The following is an 18,369-nucleotide window of genomic DNA, read 5'->3' as shown; positions in this document are numbered from 1 at the left end:
TTAGAGAAAGAAATCCAGGCGGAAATAGATCGGCGCTTCACGCTCAGTGATCGGCGCCGGTCGTTCCAAAGAGTGGGCAAAGGTCACGGTAGCGGCGACGTTCTGGCCGCGTGCAAACAGCTCCACCGAGTTGCTGGTCATGCGCCCGTGCTGTTCGACGTTATAGCGGTCGCGGCGGATCACGCCCTGGTCATACCCCAGGCTGGTGCCGTACTCGCTGAACACCGGCTGCATCCAGGCCCAGGTCACCGGACGGCTCCAGCGCAAGTCGTTGCGCCAGTAACCGCCGCTGTCACCAGCCAGGCTTTGATCCTTGTAGCCGCGAATCGACGACTGCCCACCCAGGCTCATGCGCTGAGGGCTGAACAGCACATCTTCGCTGCGCTGGCCGGTCATCAGGCTGCTGAAACTGAACGACTCGCCCCACAGCTTGAACGGGTACAGGTAGCTCAGGGTCGCGGTGTATTTGCGATAGCGCGCATCGGCCTGGCCGGGGCGCGGGTTGTGGTTGGCCTGGGCGTCGAACGCACCGATGCCATCCTGCATGCCCAGGTCGATGTTGAGGAATGAGCCACCGATGCGTCGACCATGGTTAATGCCGAACTGGGCTTCGCTGAGGCGGTTGCTGCTCAACGCGAGCTTGCTGTCCTCGATGAAGTTGTTGGTGCGCAGGTACGCCACGCCGGTGCTGAGGGATGTTTTGCTCAGGGCATCGCGATGGATCACGCGCTCCAGGCGCAACTGATGATTCTGGCTGTCGCCCGATTGCTTGAAATTGAAACCGCTGGCCTGGGCCAAGGAGCGATATTCGGTTTCGCTGTAGGTGTAATTGAGGTTCCACCAGCCGAACGGCAGGCTGTAGTTGAGCATCGAGTTGCGCGAGGTTTTTTGGTGATCGCTTAGCACATCGTGGCCGCCGCGCAACAAGAGTTGATCGGCCAGGCCGAGAGGATTATCCCAATCCAGATTGACGCCCCACTGCTGCTCCCCCGTACTGCGCTGGCCACCATTGTGGCGCGACAGGCCAATGCGCCAGGGCTTTTGTGGAGTGTTTTTGACCAGCACTTCGCTGCCGCCAACGGCGTTGCCCGGTGCCAATTCCATCTGCGCCTGGTTGGAAGGCAAGCGGTTCAGTTGATCAACCATCTGCTCAACTTCCCGCAGATTGAGCAGATCGCCCGTTTTGCCGGGGAAGCTCATGAACAGCTGGCGGTCGGTGATACCACTGTTTTCGGCGCCCTTCATTCCTTCCAGTCGGCCCTCAACCACCTGCACCTTCAAGTTGCCGCTGGAAAGGTCTTGCTGTGGCAAGTACGCGCGGCTGGTGACCAACCCTTTGGTCATGTATTGGTCGGTAATGACCTTGAGCAATTCATTGAGCTGGGGCACGCCGAGGCATTGGCCGATGTAAGGCTTGAGCAAGTTGCTGCGCTCGCGCTCGGACAAGGCATCGGCACCACTGAGGTCGACGGTTTTGATGGCGAAGCAACGGGTGTCGATGGGCGCTGCCGGCTTGCTAGGCGCTACGACTTTGCCGGGCAGGTCCTTGAGTTCTTCAAGGCGACGTTGTTGCTCTTCGAGCAAGCGATCCTGGCGCTCGCGGATCAGGTCGGTGACGCCTGGAGCGAGTCTGCAGGGGCGGACTCGGCCATCCCGGAGACTGTCAGAAATTTTGTGTTCGGGCATACCATGAGTAAGAGGTGCATGTATGCCAACCAAAAAAAACCGCTTCGAGAGTTACCAAAGGTTCCGAAAGAGCTGCTTGAGCAGTTTTCCGCTGCTCCGCTGATGACCGCAGAAGCCATCGAAGAAGCCTCTGCAGCGTTCAAGAAGGCGCTGATTGAGCGAGCCCTGAATGCTGAGCTGGGTCATCACCTGGGCTATCCTCCGGGCGCACAGCGGCCGGAGGATGAAACCAACCTGCGCAATGGCAAGAGCGCTAAGACGGTACTCACCGGTGATGGCCCGCTACGGCTTGATATTCCTCGTGACCGGGATGGCAGCTTTTCGCCCATTCTGATTCCCAAGCACGAGCGCCGTTACACCGGTTTCGACGACAAGATCATCGCCATGTATGCCCGCGGGATGACGGTTAGGGAGATCCGGGCCTTTCTTTCCGAGCAGTACGGAACGGACGTATCACATGACTTCATCAGCTCCGTGACCGATGAGGTCATGGAAGAGATTGGTGCCTGGCAGCAGCGCCCGCTGGAGCCGATGTATCCGGTCATTTTCTTTGATGCGCTGCGAGTCAAAATCCGCGAAGAAGGCTTGGTTCGTAACAAGGCGGTCTACTTGGCGCTGGGCGTTTTGCCCGATGGCACCCGCGATATTCTGGGCATCTGGATCGAGAACACCGAAGGCGCGAAGTTCTGGATGAAGGTGTTCAACGACCTCAAGACCCGTGGCGTCGAGGACGTGCTGATTGCTGTGACCGACGGCCTTAAAGGCATGCCAGAGGCGCTCAGTGCGGTGTTCCCGGACACAACGCTGCAGACCTGCATCGTGCACCTGATCCGCAATAGCCTCGACTATGCGGCCTGGGACAAACGTAGAGCCCTGGCCAAGGCCCTCAAGCCGATCTATCAGGCAGTTAACGCCGAAGCTGCTGAACAGGCGCTGGATGAGTTTGAAAACGGGCCCTGGGGTAAGCAATATCCAACGGTGGTGGCTGCCTGGCGACGGGCGTGGGATCGAGTTATTCCGTTCTTTGTCTTCCCACCCGCCATCCGGAAAGTGATCTATACCACCAATGCCATCGAGAGCATCAACGCCCAGTTACGCAAGATCATAAAAACCCGTGGCCACTTCCCGAACGATGATGCGGCGACCAAACTGATCTGGCTGGGGCTGCGCAACATCACAGCGAACTGGGGCTCAGCGGCGCATGATTGGAAAAGTGCGATGAATCAGTTTGCGATTTTGTACGGAGATCGATTTATCAGGCCGACCTGGTAAAAGCATGGCCTGCCTAGCGGCAGGCCGTTACCGGCCCGCACACAAAAAATATGACAGTCCCCCATCCCGGCTATGCCCAGGCAAAAAAAAGCGGACAGCAGGCTGAACCTGGTCCGACGTACCAAACGCCACATTTCTAGATCCCTCTACATGGCTTTGTGCAATTAAACGGCGGCGATCTTAGGTTGGCGCTTTAATGACGTCAATTAAAGTACTGATTTGTTTGAATCTTGGTACAAGCACTATCACTTTTGCGCACTTCGACAGTGAGTGGCCGTCAGGGCGAAACGGCCAACAGCCCTCCACCTCACCCAATGACCCGCCCCAACCGCAGCGCCACGCTCGCCGCCTGCTCGGCACTGAGCACATTGGTGAACCCCATCACCAAGCCCTGCCTAATCCCATCCCCCAGATACCACTGCGACAACGGCTCCACCGCAATCCCCTCCCCCCGAGCCCGCTGGGCAATCTGCACATCGTCCCCCAGCCCAGCCACCACATGCATGCCCCCGGCCTGCGGGTCTATCTGCAAATGCTCACCCAACGCCTGGTGCAACGCCTCCACCAGCCACTGCCGCCGACGCGCATACAGGCCGCGCATTTTGTTCAGGTGCCGGGCAAAGTGCCCCTCGTTGAGAAAGGCCGCGACCGTCGCCTGCTGCAGGTGCGGGCAGTGGTTGTGCAAACGATCTGCCTGGCGGGCGAACGCTGGGGTCTGTTCGGCGGGCACCACCAGGTAGGCCAGGCGCAGCCCTGGAAACAGGACTTTGCTGAAGGTGCCGGTGTAGAGCACGCGGCCTTGCTGGTCGAGGCTCTTGAGGGCTGGCAAGGGCTTGCCCTGGTAGCGGTATTCGCTGTCGTAGTCGTCCTCGATGATCCAGCTGCCTTGGCGGTTGGCCCAGTCCAGCAGGGCCAACCGCCGCGGCAGGGACAGCGACACCCCCAGCGGGCTCTGGTGGGTCGGGGTGACCACGGCAAAGCCGGCCTCCGGGGCGCGGGCGATGCCTTGGGCGACGTCCAGGCCCTGATCGTCCACGGGCACCGGCACCAGCTGTGCGCCGGCTTCCAGCAGTGCGTTCCTGGCCATGAAGTAGCCGGGCTCTTCCAGCCAGCAGGTGGCGCCCGGGCCCATCAGCGTGTGGCTGATCAGGTCGAGGCAGGCGCGGTAGCCGGCGCAGACGAAAATCTGCTCCGGGTGGCAGCTGATGCCCCGGGAAATCCCCAGGTAGGAGGCAATGGCCGCCCGCAACGGGGCGTGGCCACGCGCGTCCGGGTAGACCAGGCCTTCGACGCCCGCCTGGCGCAGTTGCCGGCCCGCGAGGCGGGTCCAGAGCTTGCGCGGAAAAGCGTCCAGCGCTGGCAGGCCCATTTGCAGGGCCAGGGGCGAGGTGCCGGCATGGGTGGCCTGGTAGGTCGTGGGGGCCACTGGGGCGCGCTGCGTGGGCGCGCCAACCGGCGTCAGTTGCGGGGTGACAATGGTCCCGGCGGCCCCACGAGCAGTCAGGTAGCCCTCGCCTATCAGCAACTGGTACGCAGCTTCCACGGTGCCCCGCGCCAGGTTGAGTTCCGCCGCCAGGGCGCGCACCGCCGGCACGCGGTCCCCAGGACGCAGGCGGCCATCGGCGATGGACTCGCGAAACCGCTGGTAAAGCTGGCGATAGATCGGTGCCGTCTGGCTGCGGTCCAATTCGAAAGGAAGGATCACGGCCTAGTCATTTATGCATTTTTTGGCCCTGTAGCTTAAGCCATTGACCTTCTACAGTGGGCCATCTCTTTTTAGCGGATGACGGACATGCCCTACACCCTTCAACACCTCGACAGCGAAGCGGCCCTGGCGGCCAGTTTCGACTTGATGCGTGTCTTGCGCCCCCACCTCACCCGCCCGGCGGCCTATGTCGCCCAAGTGGCCCGGCAAACCGAGCAGGGCTACCGCTTGCTCGCCGCGTGGGACGCCGAGCGCATCGTCGGCCTGGCAGGCTACCGCGAGCTGGAAAACCTGCTCTACGGGCGCTTCATCTACGTCGATGACCTGGTCGTGAACCCGGACCTTCAGCGCAGCGGCTTGGGTGCGCGGCTGTTGAGCGCCGTGCGGGAGGAGGCCGTGCAGCGTCAATGCGATCACCTGGTGCTGGATACCGGCCTGCATATGCCCCTGGCCCAGCGCTTCTATTTCCGCCAGGGGCTGCTGGCCCGGGGCATGCATTTCACTCAGCGACTTCAGGGTGGGGAGCCGGCATGAACAACCTGCTGCTGATCAACGCCAGCCCTCGTGGGCAGGTTTCCCATGGCAACCAGCTGGCACTGGAACTGGTGAGCGCCCTGCGCCAACGCTATCCGCACCTGGAACTGGTCGAGCGCGATCTGGGGGCCAATCCGTTGCCGCCACTGGGCATGGACTACGCCCACGCCCTGACCACCCCAACGCCCTTCGACGCGCCACTGTTCGAGGTGTCCGAAGGGCTGATCGGCGAGTTGGAGCGCAGCGATGCCCTGCTGATTGCCACGCCCATGCACAACTTCACCCTGCCGGCCGCGCTCAAGCTGTGGATCGACTACGTGCTGCGCATTCACCGCACCTTCAGCTCCGGCCCGGAGGGCAAGGTCGGCCTGCTCAAGGATCGCCCGGTGCAGGTGCTGGTCAGTTCCGGCGGCTTTCACCAGGGCCCGCGGGCACGCCAACCGGACTTTCTCACGCCTTATCTGCGCCAGGTGCTGAACACCCTCGGCCTGTTCGACCTGCAGTTTACTTATCTGCAAGGGTTGGTGTTCGGAGACGAGGCCGTGCGTGCAACCCTCGACGAGGCCCGCAGCGCACTGTCCTTGCAGCCCCTGTTCAACCCTCTCGTATGTGCCTGATCACTTTTCCCCTATCGGAGTTTCACCATGAGCCCACTCAGACTGCCCTTTGCCACTTTGTCGCCGGCCGCCTATCAAGGCCTGCTCGCCACCAACAGCGCCCTGGCCGCCAGCCCCCTGGGCCTGCCCTTGCTGGAACTGGTGTATTTGCGCGTGTCGCAGATCAACGGCTGCTCGTTCTGCCTGGGCAAGCACTCACAGACCCTGCGTGAATGTGGAGTCGCCCAGCAAAAGCTGGATTGCCTCGCCGGCTGGCGCGTCAGCGAACTGTTCAACGACCGCGAGCGCGCGGCCCTTGACTGGGCCGAAACCCTCACCTACGTCCACAACAAGGGCGCACCGGACGCACTGTACGAACCGCTGAAAGCGCACTTTAGCGACGTCGAAATTTCCGACCTGACCTTGGCCGTGTCCTTGATGAACGCCTTTAACCGACTGGCGGTGGGCATGCAGCTCTGAGAGCGAGGTTATCGTTGGCGGTGTTGGCTGTTGATCTTCCTGCCTCTGCGGACAGGAGGGTCGAAGGCAAGCATTGAGCCGTGGCCACCCCGGCAGGATGCCGGGTTGGCCGCCACCCGCCCCCAGGTGCACGCGGTAAGAAGGTGGCTCCGCGTCATCGTTGGCGAGCTTCGCTGGCAAGCCAGTTCCTACAGGGGAAGCGATATCAGGTCGGCGCGGGGTCGCCGTTTTGCCTCCCCCTGCTCTATGCGAGGAAAGCTCCGCTGGCGCCGGCATCGGCCAATGCAAACAGCAGCGCCTCCAGCGCTTCTTCGGGCGCCGAGCCCAGGTCAATCTTGACCCTGTACCCCTCCTCCGTGGCCTCCGGGTCCGACACAAAGTGCAGCACCCCTTGCAGCCCTTCTTCGGGCGGCGAGTTCTCGTCTTCGCCATCGAACCACTCAAAGAACCACCCCCGAATAACCTCGCAAGCCTGTTCCAGGCTCAAGCCCCGCACCTCCAGCGGCAGCCAGTCCCAGCCAAAGGGCGAGATCACCACCGCCATCTGCTCGATCGCAAAGCGCACAGGCTCAAAGGCCAGTTCGGTTTCGGCATCGACCTGCCCCGGCTCCCCGCTCTCGGCCGCAATCACATCCCCCCGGCAAGGCGTGCCCATGGTACCCTCAACCGCCAGCGAACCATCGCTGTTGCGGTACGCAGGCTCGACATGCGCCGTCCCTTCTGCGGCAACACGCGCCAGGGTTTGAACATAGGGTTGACGAATGGCGGCAAGCAGTTCGCTGACGCTCATGGATCTGATGACTTCCTTGGCATGAACCCGTCGATGGATCTGCCTTCGACAGGGGGAGATGGGTGACTGAAAATCCGCGGCAATAGTGCAATGGGCGGCTGTGCAACGTCGATGAAAAACCGATCGCCCCTTTTGCCCGCAAGACATGCAGCGTCCGGGCGGACGCCTTCGCTGGCAAGCCGGCTCCAGGGCGGTGCACACCGTCTCATCGGCAGGCCGGCCGCAAGGCCGCCGCCAAATTGTGACCTTGATCAAGAATCCGATCTGATGTTCAAGCGCAGTGAAATTGTCGGTGCCCGAACAATTGAACCCACGCTGTCCCCTCACATAGCTTCAACCATCTGCCACAACGACGCCCCCACGCCCGTCATGCTCTCCCCGGCAATCAACCCCGCCGCCGCAATGATCGCAAAACGTTCAGTGACCGCTGCCCAGCGACAGCTGAGCAACCAGGTGAGTACCGCGCCGAATGCCATCATCAGGGAGACCGAGGCCGGCAACACAAAGGCCAGGCCCAAGGCCGCAGCGCTAGGCAAAAAGCGCATGCGATGGGCGGGCAACAGGCTGTCGAGGATGCCCAGTAGCACGCCGATCAAGCCTGCGATCACCATCGCCCAGCGAATGCTCACCGACAATGAATCGAGCCCCTGAGTCAGGGTTTGTGCCACGGCTTTCCAGGTAGCGACCGCTGGAGCCGGCCACTCTTGGGTCAGTAGCATGCTTTGCGGATCCGGAATCAGCGCCAGGTACGCCAAAACCCCAACGATGCTACCGGCGCCAATCCCGAGCATCTGAGCGATCAACTGTTTGTGCGGCGTAGCGCCAATCGCCCGACCCACCTTGAAGTCGTTCATCAAGTCCGTGCATTGCCCGGCCGAACCACCGGCCGTGTTGGCGCTCATCAAGTTGATCGGAACCTGTCCGGGCGCAACGATACCGAAGCTCAACTGGGACAATTGGCCGATGGCCCCAATGGGCGGAATACCGGTAGCGCCGACCACCCGGGCAGCCACGGCCGCCAGGCAGATGGCCAAGGGAATGCTCAGCAGTGCCATCCACAGGTCGATGCCGAATAACAGCGCCTGCAGGCTCACCACCAGGGCGATCGCCAATGCAAAACCGGCAACCGGGCCGAGCTTGGGTATGGCCCAGCCCATCTGGTCGCTGGCCTTGGTGGAGGCACGCAATGCCCACACGCGAACCGCCAAGGCGGCCAAGGTCGAGCAAACCATCAGGCTCACGCCCGGCCAGAGCAACCACTCCACCAGCACGGCGAACTGCGGGCCACTGCTGTCGGCCTGCAAGGTCACCAGGTCGTGCTGCAACAGCCAGGGCCCCAGGCCTCCCCAAGCCAGCAACGCACCGAACAACAGGCTCAGGCCCACGCGAATCCCGATGATGGCGCCAAACCCCACCAACAGCAGCGAAGGGTCAGCGGTAAATGTCAGGCGCTCCAATTGGGCGCTCGGCGACCAGCGCGGGAAGGCCCACAGGAAGCTGTCGACCCACTTGGCGAGCCCGGACAGCAACGCGGCGCCAAGCAACACCTTCAAACGCGCCACGGCTTCGCGGCCGTGGTTATAGATGTGCAGCAAGGTTTCCAGGGTCGCCATGCCTTCGGGGAACCTCAGCGAACGATCGTTGAGCAGTGAGGGCCGCAGGTACCAGGCAATCCAGATCCCGAGGAAGCTCACCGAAAATACCCAGGCGATCATCGGCGCCGTCTCCAACTGCTGGCCTGTCAACAAGGTGTAGGCGGGAATGGGCGCCACCAGGCCACCAGCAATGATCGACGCCGCGGCCGAGACAATGGTCTGGTTGATGTTGCTTTCATGCAGCGTCCAGGGCAGTTGCCGGGGCGCGTGCTTGGCCAGGCCTTGCCAGATGGCATAGCCGATCAGCAAGGCAATGATCGACATGTTGAACGACCAGCCGATCTTCAACCCGGCGTATACGTTGGAAGGCGTCAACAAGACACCAAGCACAAGCCCCGTCATGACGGCACGCAAGCTGAGCTCACGTTCCACAGGGCGACTCAGGGAAGCGGGGAGCGAGGTTGAGGACATGCGAACTCCTTTTCGGCAATCAGACAACACGACTTAACCAATGAGCGCTGTATCGGCAGAAGGTTCAGATGAGCGTCATCCGCCGTGCTATGCGTCGGGGCGACTTGTAAGGAATCAATCGACCCTGTACCCCCTGCTCCCTCGCCTCTGGGTCGGACACCAAGTGCCCCCTTGCAGGCCTTCTGCAGTCGGCGGCTTCTCATCCTCCCCAGCGAACCAGTCAATGCAATGGCGGTCATCACGCGCCCAATAAGAAGCGCGGTCGGAGGGTTTCTGGCGACAGGTTCCATGGTTGTCCTGCCTCCACACATAGCCGCCCCCAAATACCACCCCAGCTGCGCGCTCCCCGATTGAGCAGCGCGCAGGAATACCTCCATGGCCGTACCCGGCGCCTGCGCGCTGAAGGCGCTACGGCCGACCTTCCCCAGCCCTGCGCCCCTGCCTTCCTACGAGCTTGAGATCGGCATGCGCGTGGGCGGCAAAAACGAAAACGCACTGCAGATCGTCAAGTCACTGCTATTGGATTCGATCAACAAAGACTTTTTCCTGGAGTGCGAGGCAGGCAACTGTCTTTGCGCTTGACGGATGGTGCCGCAGCCAAAGAACGGATATTTTGCAACCCCCCGTTCAGCGGGAGCTGTACTCACACCTCAACACAAGGAGTTGCAATGGGCGTCTCGCTCCCCCTCTGGCTCATTCTCACGGCAATAACCGCTTACGCTGCCAGTACACGTGGGCGCTCGGGGCCAAGATGGTTTGCAATCGGGCTGTTCTTTCCTGGCGTCGCCCTGCTTGCCGTGTGGTTGATGCCACGGCTGGCAAAGACTGGCGTTGATGCGCTGGTGCATGAGGACCTGCGCCCTTGTCCTGCCTGCACTGAGGACATCAACGCCAGCGCCTCACGCTGCAAGCGCTGCGGCGCCGAAGTGGAGCCTATCGCCTTGAGGGATCGCAGCGGTTGGGTAACGCGCATCAGCGCTCAAACCGATGAAGAGTTTGAACGCCTGGCTGCACAGATGGGGCTCATCGACATCCCCACCATTCTCGATGAACCACCACACCTTTTTGCCGGCCCGTTCGAAGAAAAGGCCGAGGCACAGAACACACTCAACTACCTGAAGTCCGAGCATGGCCTGTATGGACTGGTGACCTGGCGCTCAGTGACCCGGTAAATGAAATGCTTGCGCCGACCTCGTTAAGGATCAGACGTGTCCATCACCAATCCCAAAGTCATCGATTTCTGGGCAATTCCCAAAGACCCGCCCGACAGCCTGTTGCTGGTGATGACCGACCACCTCGAATGGGGCAACAAGGCGGAACAAGGCGAACACCTGCTCTTGCTGCAAGAGAAAATCAACAGCTACATCGCCTTCATCGAAAGCGGCCAGATCTGCACCGAGATCCCCGGCGCCTATGGCAAGTACCCGATCATCCAGGTCGTAGGCTTGTATGAACTGCCCGAGCAGGCCGAGTACTTCATGGCCCGGGTTACCGAAACCCTGAATGACGTGGGCATTGGCTTTAAGTTCGAACTCAGGGTCAACGAGAGGATTCGCAACATATAGCCGGGCCGCGCACGGCGATGCCTCAGGCAGGCTTGATCAGCGCCCGGTTGAGGGCAATCACATCCACATGATCCTGGTGCGAGAAGTGCTCGATCACATCTTGCAGGTGCACATGCTCCAGGCCATTGGCCGCCATGTCAGCTGAAGCCTTGATCAGGAACTCACCCAGCGCCCTGAGCGTGTCCGGCTCGGCGAGAATCGAAATCTCGTCCAGCTGGATGCTCTGGTCACTGCCCACAGCGGTGCCATGCACGGTAAATTTTTTCAGCGTTTTCAACGATTGAATGCCTCCATCCACAGGTAGTTTTTTGCATCCAAGCCACAAGCAAGGCTTGGCCCATAGCCGTGTACAAGAGGTTGATCGGCACCCGCCGTTAACCACGAGCAGCGCAAACAGCCTGAGCCACAATCAGCCGCATCGCTCAGCCCTCCTGCTGCAACCGCGCAATCAAGGTCTCGATAAAAAACGCCAGGCTCTGCGGCAACACCCGCTTGGGCATGGTCAGCACCTGAATGTCCCGGTCCCCCAAGCGCGGGTTGGACAGCGGCACCGATACCAGCCCATCCATCCCCCGCCCCTCGCCACTGATGGCGCTGGCAAAGGCCACCGTATCGGACTGGCGGACAAACTCATGCAGGGCCCCGGAAAAGTTGCAGGTCATCACCTGCTCGAAGCTCAGGCCGTCCATCTGGCACACCAGGTCCAGCAGTTGCCGCTGGGTGGTGCCCTTGGGCGTCAAGGCCACCGGAAACGCCTGCACCTGCTCCAGTGACAGCACCCCGGCACTGGCCAGCGGATGCCCCGCGCGCATCAGGGCGCGAATCGGCGAGCGAATCGAGTAGCACACATTGACCCCCTCCACCGGCTCGGTGCTGAAGGTCAGCCCCACGTCCGCCTCGCCCCGGCGAATGCGCTGCACGCACTCGTGGGGCGAGATCACGTCCAGGCGGTACTCGGCTCCGGGCCGCAGGCGGTAATGCCCCAGCAGCACCCGCGGCAGGAAATACCTCGACAGGCCCTCGGTGGACACCAGGCGGATCACCTTGGCCCCCGGGTAACCCTCGCCCCGTAGTTCGGCGAGGATGTTCTCCTGTTCCAGCCAGGTGCGCCGGGCGTGTTCGGCCAGGGCTTCGCCGGCGGCGGTGAGTTGCATGCCCCGTGGGCGCCGCTCGAACAGCGCCACGCCGACGCTCTCTTCCAGCAGGGCAATCTGCCGGCTCACCGCGCTGGGGGCGATATGCAAACGCTCCCCCGCCGCGGCCAGGGAGCCAGCATCGATCACCGCCAGAAAATACCGATAGTCCATCTGCATCCCCTCGCGAAGCATCCAATTTTTAGAATCATGCCTTCAAAAAACAGCAATATACAGATGCCTTGCCCGACTCCACCATGGGCCCGTCCCCTTGCCCGACCGGAGTTGCAATGACCAAGCAAGCTGCCCTCGCCGGCGTTCGCCAATACCTGGACGACGGACACTTTGAACAGGACCTGCGACGCCGGGTGGCGTTTCGCAGCGACAGCCAGGACCCGGCCCACGCCGATGAACTGCCGCGCTACCTGCAGGAGGAAATCCAGCCGCTGCTGCAGCGCCTGGGCTTCGACTGCCACATGCTGGCCAACCCCGAGGCCGGTGGGCCGTTCCTGATTGCCACGCGCCTGGAAGACCCAGCCCTGCACACGGTGCTCAGCTACGGCCACGGCGACGTGGTGCCCGGTTACGCCGAACAGTGGCGCACAGGCCTGGACCCCTGGCAACTGACCCTGGAGGGCGAACGCTGGTACGGCCGTGGCACCGCCGACAACAAGGGCCAGCACAGCATCAACCTGACCGCCCTGGAGCAAGTGCTCAAGGCCCGAGACGGGCGCCTGGGTTTCAACCTCAAGCTGCTGTTCGAGATGGGCGAGGAAGCCGGTTCCCCAGGGCTGCGCCAACTGTGCCAGGAGCAGCGCGAACTGTTGCGGGCTGATGTGTTCATCGCCTCCGACGGCCCCCGGCTGAATCAGACCCGGCCGACGCTGTTCCTCGGTTCCCGCGGCTCGGCGCAGTTCCGCCTGGAGGTCAACACCCGGGACAAGGGCCTGCACTCGGGCAACTGGGGCGGGGTGATGAGCAACCCCGGCGTGGTACTGGCCAACGCCCTGGCCAGCCTGGTGGACCAGGCCGGCCGCATCCGCTGCCGCGAACTGCTGCCGGCGAACATTCCCGAGAATGTGCGCGCCGCCATCGCCGACCTGGAGATTGACCGCGACTCCCTGGGCCGCCCGCTGGACGAAGCCTGGGGCGAACCGGGGCTGACCCTGGGCGAGCGCCTGTTCGCCTGGAACACCCTGGAAATCCTCGCCTTCAGCACCGGCAACCCGCAAAAACCGGTGAACGCGATTCCGCCGCGGGCCGTGGCCTTCTGCCAATTGCGCTTTGTCCTCGGCACACCCTGGCAGCAGCTGGAAAGCCTGCTGCGGGCGCACCTGGACCGCGAAGGTTTCAGCCAGGTGGAAGTCGTCATGGAGCGCTGCTCTCCGGCCACCCGCCTGGACCCGGACAACCCCTGGGTCCGCTTCGCCAAAGCCTCCATCGGCAACAGCAGCTCCCAGCGTCTGGCCCTGCTGCCGAACCTGGCGGGCACCCTACCCAACGACATCTTCGCTGACGTGCTGGGGCTGCCGACCCTGTGGATTCCCCACTCCTACCCCGGCTGCTCGCAGCACGCCCCGGACGAACACCTGCTGCTGCCGGTGATTCGCGAGGGCCTGGAGATCATGACGGCCCTGTTCTGGGACCTGGGGGACCTGCCCCGAGCCTGAGGCCATCGCTTACCCCGCCCGACTCAGTTCGGGCACCTGTCGCTCAAAATCCAACAATAAGCAGGAGCGTCCTGTATGACAGCGTTAGCCGCCACCTCGACCGCGATCCGAGTCGAACCCAAAGCCCTGTGGAAACCCATAGGCGCCGCCTTGATCGGCAACACCCTGGAGTGGTTCGACCTGTCGATCTACGCCTACTTCGCCCTGACCATCAGCCAGGTGTTCTTTCCCACCGCCGACCCGACCTTCTCCCTACTACTGGCCTTCGCCACCTTCGGCATCTCGTTCCTGATCCGCCCTCTGGGCGCGGCGGTCCTGGGCTCCTACGCCGACCGCCGGGGCCGCAAGAAAGCCCTGACCCTGTCGATCCTGATCATGCTGGCAGGCACCCTGCTGATCGCCATCATGCCCAGCTACGCCACCCTGGGCCTCGCCGCGCCCATCGGCATCCTCCTGGCCCGGCTGCTGCAAGGCTTCTCCGCCGGCGGCGAATTCGGCACCTCCACCGCCTTCATGCTGGAACACGCACCAGCGCGCACCCGACACTTTGTCGCCAGCCTGCAATTCGCCAGCCAGGGCTTTGGCGTAGTCATCGCCTCAACCTTCGGCTACTTCCTGACCAAGCACCTCGATGCCCAGCAGATGCTCGACTGGGGCTGGCGCGTGCCGTTTTTCTTCGGCCTGCTGCTGGGCCCGGTGGGCCTGTACATCCGCCGCACGGTGGACGAGTCACCGGACTTCAAAGCCAGCGAACCGGGAGAACGCCCCCTGCGCGAAGTCCTGATCAGTCAAAAGACCCTGCTGCTGATCGCCATGGGCACCCTGGTGGTGTCCACCGCCTCGAACTACATGATCCAGTACATGCCCTCCTACGCCGCCACCCGCCTGGACATTTCCCAGTCCTCGGGCTTTTTGGCGACCCTCACTGGCGGCCTGATCCTGACCTTCGTCACGCCCATCGTCGGCTACCTGTCCGGCCATATCGGACGCCTGAAAATCATGCCGACAGCGGCGGTGCTCTACGCCGTGGCAATCCTGCCCGCATTCCTCTGGCTCAACAGCCACCCCAGCGCCAGCTCCCTGCTGCTGGTGGTAGCGCTGATGGCCCTGATCAAGGCGGTGTACTTCGCCCCCCTGCCATCGTTGATGGCGGACATCTTCCCCGTGCGCACCCGCGTCACCGGCATGTCCTTAAACTACAACCTCGGCGTCACGATCTTCGGCGGTTTTGCCCCGGTGATCGCCACCGGCCTGATTGCGCTGACCGGCTCGCCACTGGCACCGAGTTTCTACCTGATGCTGGCGGCCTGCCTGAGTGTCAGTGCGATTCTGATGGCGGGGAGAAAACTCAAGTTGCAGTGAGGTGAGATGCCTTATGCCTTATGCCTTATGCCTTATGCCTTATGCCTTATGCCTTATGCCTTATGCCTTATGCCTTAGCATATTGGACGGTACAAGACGACACGACACTGCAACCACAGGCCAGTGTCGCGGGCTCAAATGCCATCGGGCGGCCATTATGGATCGCGCTGCCGTCACCACCGGACACCAGGACATAAGTACCCAGGTGGGTCGGGCAAAGGGCTTTATCGCCGAGCAGGCATTGGACAATGCCATTCACCGGAAAGCCGCTGGCTTCAATCATGCTCCCACCGCCTGAGTGACGGTCACCCAAGCGAATTGCACCTCGTCCTGACATGTTTCTTCCCTTTCCATTGAGGGTGTTCGCTTGTGCTCATGGCTCACAGCCCCACTGGCAAAACCTGCGGATCACGCTGACGTACAACGGCCAGAAACTGCTCCAGCAACTCGTCGCGCTCGGTGACGGCCCCCGGCAGGCAAGTGATCGCGGCGTAAGGCGTCTTCATCAAGGGGTGGTCGATTTCTTTGGGGTTAGGCAGGCCAAGTAGGTCACGCAGACGCAAGACAGCGAGGATTTCGGTGGGGTGTACGGCCAGAAAAACCGAACCGAATTCAAACTTGCCGCTGTCGCTTTCGCGTTCTGTTAGCGCGATGCGCTCCACGTGGGTATCACAAGCCAGCAGTAGCGCAGAGAGCAATACATCGGGGTCGGGATGGCGCCAGTGAGCGACCAGTTGCCCCCAAGCCAAGTCACGGGGCAAGGCATGCTTTTCAAGATCAAGGGGTTGACCCAGCCAGTCGCCGATAATGCTCAAGCCAAAGGCGGCGTAGCGAAGGGTGCTGCCGAGGGGGAGGTCATGACCGTCGCGAACGCCATAGTTACCTTCGATACCGGCGAACAATGTCTCATGGTAGGGCTTTACCAGTTCAGGTTGCCCTGTAGCGATAGCTCCTAACATCAGGTGAGCGGCGCCGTCCAAATCACCGGCTGACTCACGATTAGTGGCCTCTACATTTTTTATATCTATTGCTTCTGCATAAAGCATTCGTGAAAAACCGTGGGCCATGTGTTGGTTAGCCAAGCTCCATTGTCCTGATCCGGCAGTAAGCAAGCTTTGCTGCACCTTCTGCATACCTAATGCAAAAAAACCATGTGTTCCACTAATGGCCAAGCCGACTCTTCCCTTACCTTCGAGATACTCCTCAAAGGAAGTTGCTGGAAAAGACATCCCTGATGCCCATCCCTTTGTTCTTCGCAAGCTTCTTTCTAGTCTGCTCATCGCATTTTTTGTCATTGTTTTTCACCACGTATTGAGTTGAACCCCAGAGCTATCTCCAACCAGTTTGCTCAAGCCACCCTGAGAGTCGAAGAATATTTGTGCGTGAAAATATTCAATCTTTCCGCTGTCTATGGCGCTATCAATAGCTTGATTTTTTTTGCCCACATTTGGATCTATTTCCGCCATTTTTTCAGGTGTCCATCCTTCAATCATCAATCGAATTTTCTTTCTCAATTCCTTCATTTTTTTCACCCCACCATCCTTCTGCGTCTTATTAAACCCCGGTGTCTTCACCCCTCCCAAAGTCGCCTTGGTTTCAATCACCAGCAGCGTGTCCTCGGCGAAGGTCAAGGTCTTGGTCGGCGCCGTGCCTTTGACTCCATCAATAAAATGCCGCTCGGCATCGGTAGGGACGCGTACGGTGATCGAGGGCGGTGGCGGGACCCACACCAGCATGTCGAGTCCATGGCCGCTCTTGTTGGACAGGCCGAAGCGGTTGGGGACTTTGGCGTTGTCGCTGTAGCCAAGAATGCGTTTGGGCTGCACCCCCCATTTTTCGATCAAGGTCGCGGCAAAGGCTTCCTCGCCGGCATCACCGACGATCTTGCCGATTCTGCCCACCACCTTGAGGCTGCCGCAGTGCTGCACGATCAACATGGTGAGTCGGTTGCGCAAGGTGTTGGACATGACCGCGTAGTTGGCTTTGCCCATGGGGGAGCTGTAGCCAACCTGGCTGCTGTTGGTGTCCAGCGAGGGGCGGTCGAACCAGTCGCCGCCGCCCGTCTGGTGATCGCTGTTCCTGGCGCTGTAGCCGCCTTCACGCTTGCTGCCGCGCAGTTCGATGGCCAGGGGCTCGGCAGAGGTGTGGCCGCCCAGGCGCTTGCGTTGCTCCTCGCTCAGGACCTGGACATCGAGTGCGGCCGAGGCCGGCGCGTCGCGACGTATCTTGCGCAAGACCCAACGCGCCCCGCCAAAGGCCGCGGGGGTCAACATGACCAGGTTGATGAACATGAACACCTGACGTCCGCGCTCTGCGCCGTCCTTGGGATCGGCAAGCTGTCCCAGGCTGGCGAAGAGCTTTTCCCCAACGTCGATGTCTTCGCCAGTAATGAGCTTGGTGCTGCCGCTGCCGATGGCATTCAAGGCCAGCGCCGTATCGATGGCGGCGATGGTGTAGCGAATGGCCTTGTAGCCCCCGAACAGGCCGCGGGTCGCGATGCCCACCACCGGGATCAAGGCCAGGACGCCAAAGACGATCTCGGTAACGGCGAAGACCTTCATCCAGGTCTTGTCGATGTCCTTGGCCCGTTGCAGGTGCCGGGCCAGATCCTCTGCCGCTTTGGCCGGGTCATACTGGCCGTTGACGATCCAATTGAAACTGGGCAGCACAGAGCGTTCGCCATAGGCGCCGATGGCACGGTCGTCGGCGTAGCGGGCGCTGGTAAAGGTCCAGAAATAGATCCGCCGATCATGGAAGACGAAATTGCCATTGCCGCAGGCAATGTGTGGCGGTGTTGGTTGGATGCCGGCGACTTGCGCCCAAAAGCGCGGGGTGACGTAGTCCTCGGTGTCCATTTCGTCATCCAGGCAGACGAACTCGTAACCCTTGGCTGCGACAAAGGCATAGAGTTCGGCTAGATAGGCATCGCCACGGGTCGCTCCCAGGCTGTCGATGACCTGCAATAAGTAGGCATCCCGGAAGTTTTGAACCTTGTCCTTAATCCACGGGTTGCGGGTAAACCAGTCGCTGGTGGCCGCCTTCTCGTGGGACGGAATGCCCAACAGCAGGTCCGCATCTCGGGGCCCCGACGGGCCATTGAGGGCGAATGGAACCCCCAATTCGGTGCAGGCTGCGCACACCACCCTGGGGCGCGGTGCCTGGTTATCCATCGCGTCCTGGGCGAGTTTTTCGTAGCTGGCGTTGACGGGGTTCTCAGCCATGGTCGGCCTCCATCAGAACGTTCTGGTGCTGGAGCAGGAAGGTCGCCAAGGCATGGCTTCGGGCAGACAGGTCGGTGACTGGGTCGAGTGCGCGATGCAGGGTTTTAAGCAGCGGATTGAGGGGGTAGAAGCGACCGAAGGCCAGCACCTTGAAGTCGTGGCGAACGGCAGGGATGGACAGCACGAAATGCGCAGTGTCGGCCGGCGCGAACATAGGCTCATCCTTAAGCGTGAGAGAGGCCAGACCCGCGCCGTACCTGGCCCGGGTGCAAAGTGGCGCTCAACCTAG

18 protein-coding genes and 1 pseudogene are annotated in these 18,369 nt (G+C 61.6%); 9 read left to right on the top strand and 10 right to left on the bottom strand.

What is annotated here, in order from left to right; all coding sequences use genetic code 11:
- Nucleotides 1-1,652, bottom strand: a pseudogene (locus tag PLD_RS26495) (ShlB/FhaC/HecB family hemolysin secretion/activation protein).
- A 52-nt stretch (nucleotides 1,653-1,704) separates the two neighbouring features.
- On the opposite strand from PLD_RS26495, the gene PLD_RS26490 reads away from it, so the two are divergent.
- Entirely contained in the window at nucleotides 1,705-2,958 is a 1,254-nt protein-coding gene (locus PLD_RS26490; RefSeq protein ID WP_159897627.1) for an IS256 family transposase, read from the top strand.
- Nucleotides 2,959-3,265: 307 nt separating this feature from the next.
- Here the strand turns inward: PLD_RS26490 and PLD_RS26485 are convergent, their stop codons facing one another.
- Complete coding sequence (locus PLD_RS26485; RefSeq protein ID WP_159897626.1) at nucleotides 3,266-4,663, bottom strand: PLP-dependent aminotransferase family protein; 1,398 nt, start codon at nucleotides 4,661-4,663, stop codon at nucleotides 3,266-3,268.
- 87 nt (nucleotides 4,664-4,750) lie between these two features.
- Between PLD_RS26485 and PLD_RS26480 the strand changes: the two genes are divergently transcribed.
- From PLD_RS26480 to PLD_RS26470, 3 genes are read left to right on the top strand one after another with little or no spacing between them, the layout of a single operon-like run.
- The gene (locus tag PLD_RS26480) at nucleotides 4,751-5,197 is read left to right on the top strand and encodes a GNAT family N-acetyltransferase (protein ID WP_159897625.1); all 447 of its coding nucleotides are present in this window, start codon (nucleotides 4,751-4,753) and stop codon (nucleotides 5,195-5,197) included.
- Nucleotides 5,194-5,814: an FMN-dependent NADH-azoreductase gene (locus PLD_RS26475; protein WP_159897624.1), complete on the top strand. Its 621-nt coding sequence runs from the start codon at nucleotides 5,194-5,196 to the stop codon at nucleotides 5,812-5,814. The genes PLD_RS26480 and PLD_RS26475 overlap by 4 nt, the downstream gene beginning before the upstream one ends.
- A 27-nt stretch (nucleotides 5,815-5,841) precedes the next feature.
- Nucleotides 5,842-6,273: a carboxymuconolactone decarboxylase family protein gene (locus PLD_RS26470; protein WP_159897623.1), complete on the top strand. Its 432-nt coding sequence runs from the start codon at nucleotides 5,842-5,844 to the stop codon at nucleotides 6,271-6,273.
- A gap of 244 nt (nucleotides 6,274-6,517) precedes the next feature.
- On the opposite strand, the gene PLD_RS26465 is transcribed toward PLD_RS26470, so the two are convergent.
- Nucleotides 6,518-7,063 carry a hypothetical protein gene (locus tag PLD_RS26465; RefSeq protein WP_178116213.1) on the bottom strand — a complete coding sequence of 182 codons (546 nt, stop codon included), beginning with the start codon at nucleotides 7,061-7,063 and terminating at the stop codon, nucleotides 6,518-6,520.
- A 323-nt stretch (nucleotides 7,064-7,386) separates the two neighbouring features.
- Nucleotides 7,387-9,129 carry an OPT family oligopeptide transporter gene (locus PLD_RS26460; protein ID WP_159897622.1) on the bottom strand — a complete coding sequence of 581 codons (1,743 nt, stop codon included), beginning with the start codon at nucleotides 9,127-9,129 and terminating at the stop codon, nucleotides 7,387-7,389.
- A 375-nt stretch (nucleotides 9,130-9,504) separates the two neighbouring features.
- Between PLD_RS26460 and PLD_RS26455 the strand changes: the two genes are divergently transcribed.
- From PLD_RS26455 to PLD_RS26445, 3 genes are all read left to right on the top strand, one after another.
- Nucleotides 9,505-9,711, top strand: coding sequence for a hypothetical protein (locus tag PLD_RS26455; protein WP_159897621.1), 207 nt, complete (start codon nucleotides 9,505-9,507; stop codon nucleotides 9,709-9,711).
- A 224-nt stretch (nucleotides 9,712-9,935) separates the two neighbouring features.
- Nucleotides 9,936-10,301 (top strand): SPOR domain-containing protein, encoded by a 366-nt coding sequence (locus PLD_RS26450; RefSeq protein ID WP_256674768.1) that lies wholly within the window; start codon nucleotides 9,936-9,938, stop codon nucleotides 10,299-10,301.
- A gap of 36 nt (nucleotides 10,302-10,337) precedes the next feature.
- Nucleotides 10,338-10,694, top strand: a complete 357-nt coding sequence (locus tag PLD_RS26445) for a DUF6572 domain-containing protein (RefSeq protein WP_159897619.1) — start codon at nucleotides 10,338-10,340, stop codon at nucleotides 10,692-10,694.
- Between the two features lie 22 nt (nucleotides 10,695-10,716).
- Here the strand turns inward: PLD_RS26445 and PLD_RS26440 are convergent, their stop codons facing one another.
- Both PLD_RS26440 and PLD_RS26435 read right to left on the bottom strand, forming a co-directional pair.
- Nucleotides 10,717-10,971: a hypothetical protein gene (locus PLD_RS26440; protein ID WP_159897618.1), complete on the bottom strand. Its 255-nt coding sequence runs from the start codon at nucleotides 10,969-10,971 to the stop codon at nucleotides 10,717-10,719.
- A 145-nt stretch (nucleotides 10,972-11,116) separates the two neighbouring features.
- The gene (locus PLD_RS26435; protein ID WP_159897617.1) at nucleotides 11,117-12,001 is read right to left on the bottom strand and encodes a LysR family transcriptional regulator; all 885 of its coding nucleotides are present in this window, start codon (nucleotides 11,999-12,001) and stop codon (nucleotides 11,117-11,119) included.
- Between the two features lie 116 nt (nucleotides 12,002-12,117).
- Between PLD_RS26435 and PLD_RS26430 the strand changes: the two genes are divergently transcribed.
- Together PLD_RS26430 and PLD_RS26425 are read left to right on the top strand one after the other, a co-directional pair.
- A complete protein-coding gene (locus PLD_RS26430) occupies nucleotides 12,118-13,497 on the top strand; it encodes a M20 family metallopeptidase (protein ID WP_159897616.1) in 1,380 nt (459 codons plus the stop codon).
- A gap of 75 nt (nucleotides 13,498-13,572) precedes the next feature.
- Nucleotides 13,573-14,859, top strand: coding sequence for an MFS transporter (locus tag PLD_RS26425; RefSeq protein WP_159897615.1), 1,287 nt, complete (start codon nucleotides 13,573-13,575; stop codon nucleotides 14,857-14,859).
- Between the two features lie 67 nt (nucleotides 14,860-14,926).
- Here the strand turns inward: PLD_RS26425 and PLD_RS26420 are convergent, their stop codons facing one another.
- The 4 genes from PLD_RS26420 to PLD_RS26405 all read right to left on the bottom strand — a co-directional run bounded on the left by PLD_RS26420 (nucleotide 14,927) and on the right by PLD_RS26405 (nucleotide 18,294).
- Nucleotides 14,927-15,196, bottom strand: coding sequence for a PAAR domain-containing protein (locus PLD_RS26420; protein ID WP_159897614.1), 270 nt, complete (start codon nucleotides 15,194-15,196; stop codon nucleotides 14,927-14,929).
- A gap of 43 nt (nucleotides 15,197-15,239) precedes the next feature.
- Nucleotides 15,240-16,088 carry a hypothetical protein gene (locus PLD_RS30845; protein WP_256674765.1) on the bottom strand — a complete coding sequence of 283 codons (849 nt, stop codon included), beginning with the start codon at nucleotides 16,086-16,088 and terminating at the stop codon, nucleotides 15,240-15,242.
- Between the two features lie 72 nt (nucleotides 16,089-16,160).
- Nucleotides 16,161-18,080: a hypothetical protein gene (locus PLD_RS26410; protein ID WP_159897613.1), complete on the bottom strand. Its 1,920-nt coding sequence runs from the start codon at nucleotides 18,078-18,080 to the stop codon at nucleotides 16,161-16,163.
- Nucleotides 18,073-18,294 (bottom strand): hypothetical protein, encoded by a 222-nt coding sequence (locus PLD_RS26405; protein WP_159897612.1) that lies wholly within the window; start codon nucleotides 18,292-18,294, stop codon nucleotides 18,073-18,075. Before PLD_RS26405 ends, PLD_RS26410 begins: the two co-directional genes overlap by 8 nt.
- Between the last annotated feature and the right edge of the window lie 75 nt (nucleotides 18,295-18,369).

This window comes from Pseudomonas sp. LD120, from assembly GCF_009861525.1.
Classification (GTDB): Bacteria; Pseudomonadota; Gammaproteobacteria; order Pseudomonadales; family Pseudomonadaceae; genus Aquipseudomonas.
The sequence above is the reverse complement of the archived record's forward strand: the minus strand, read 5'-3'. Positions and strand labels throughout refer to the sequence as shown.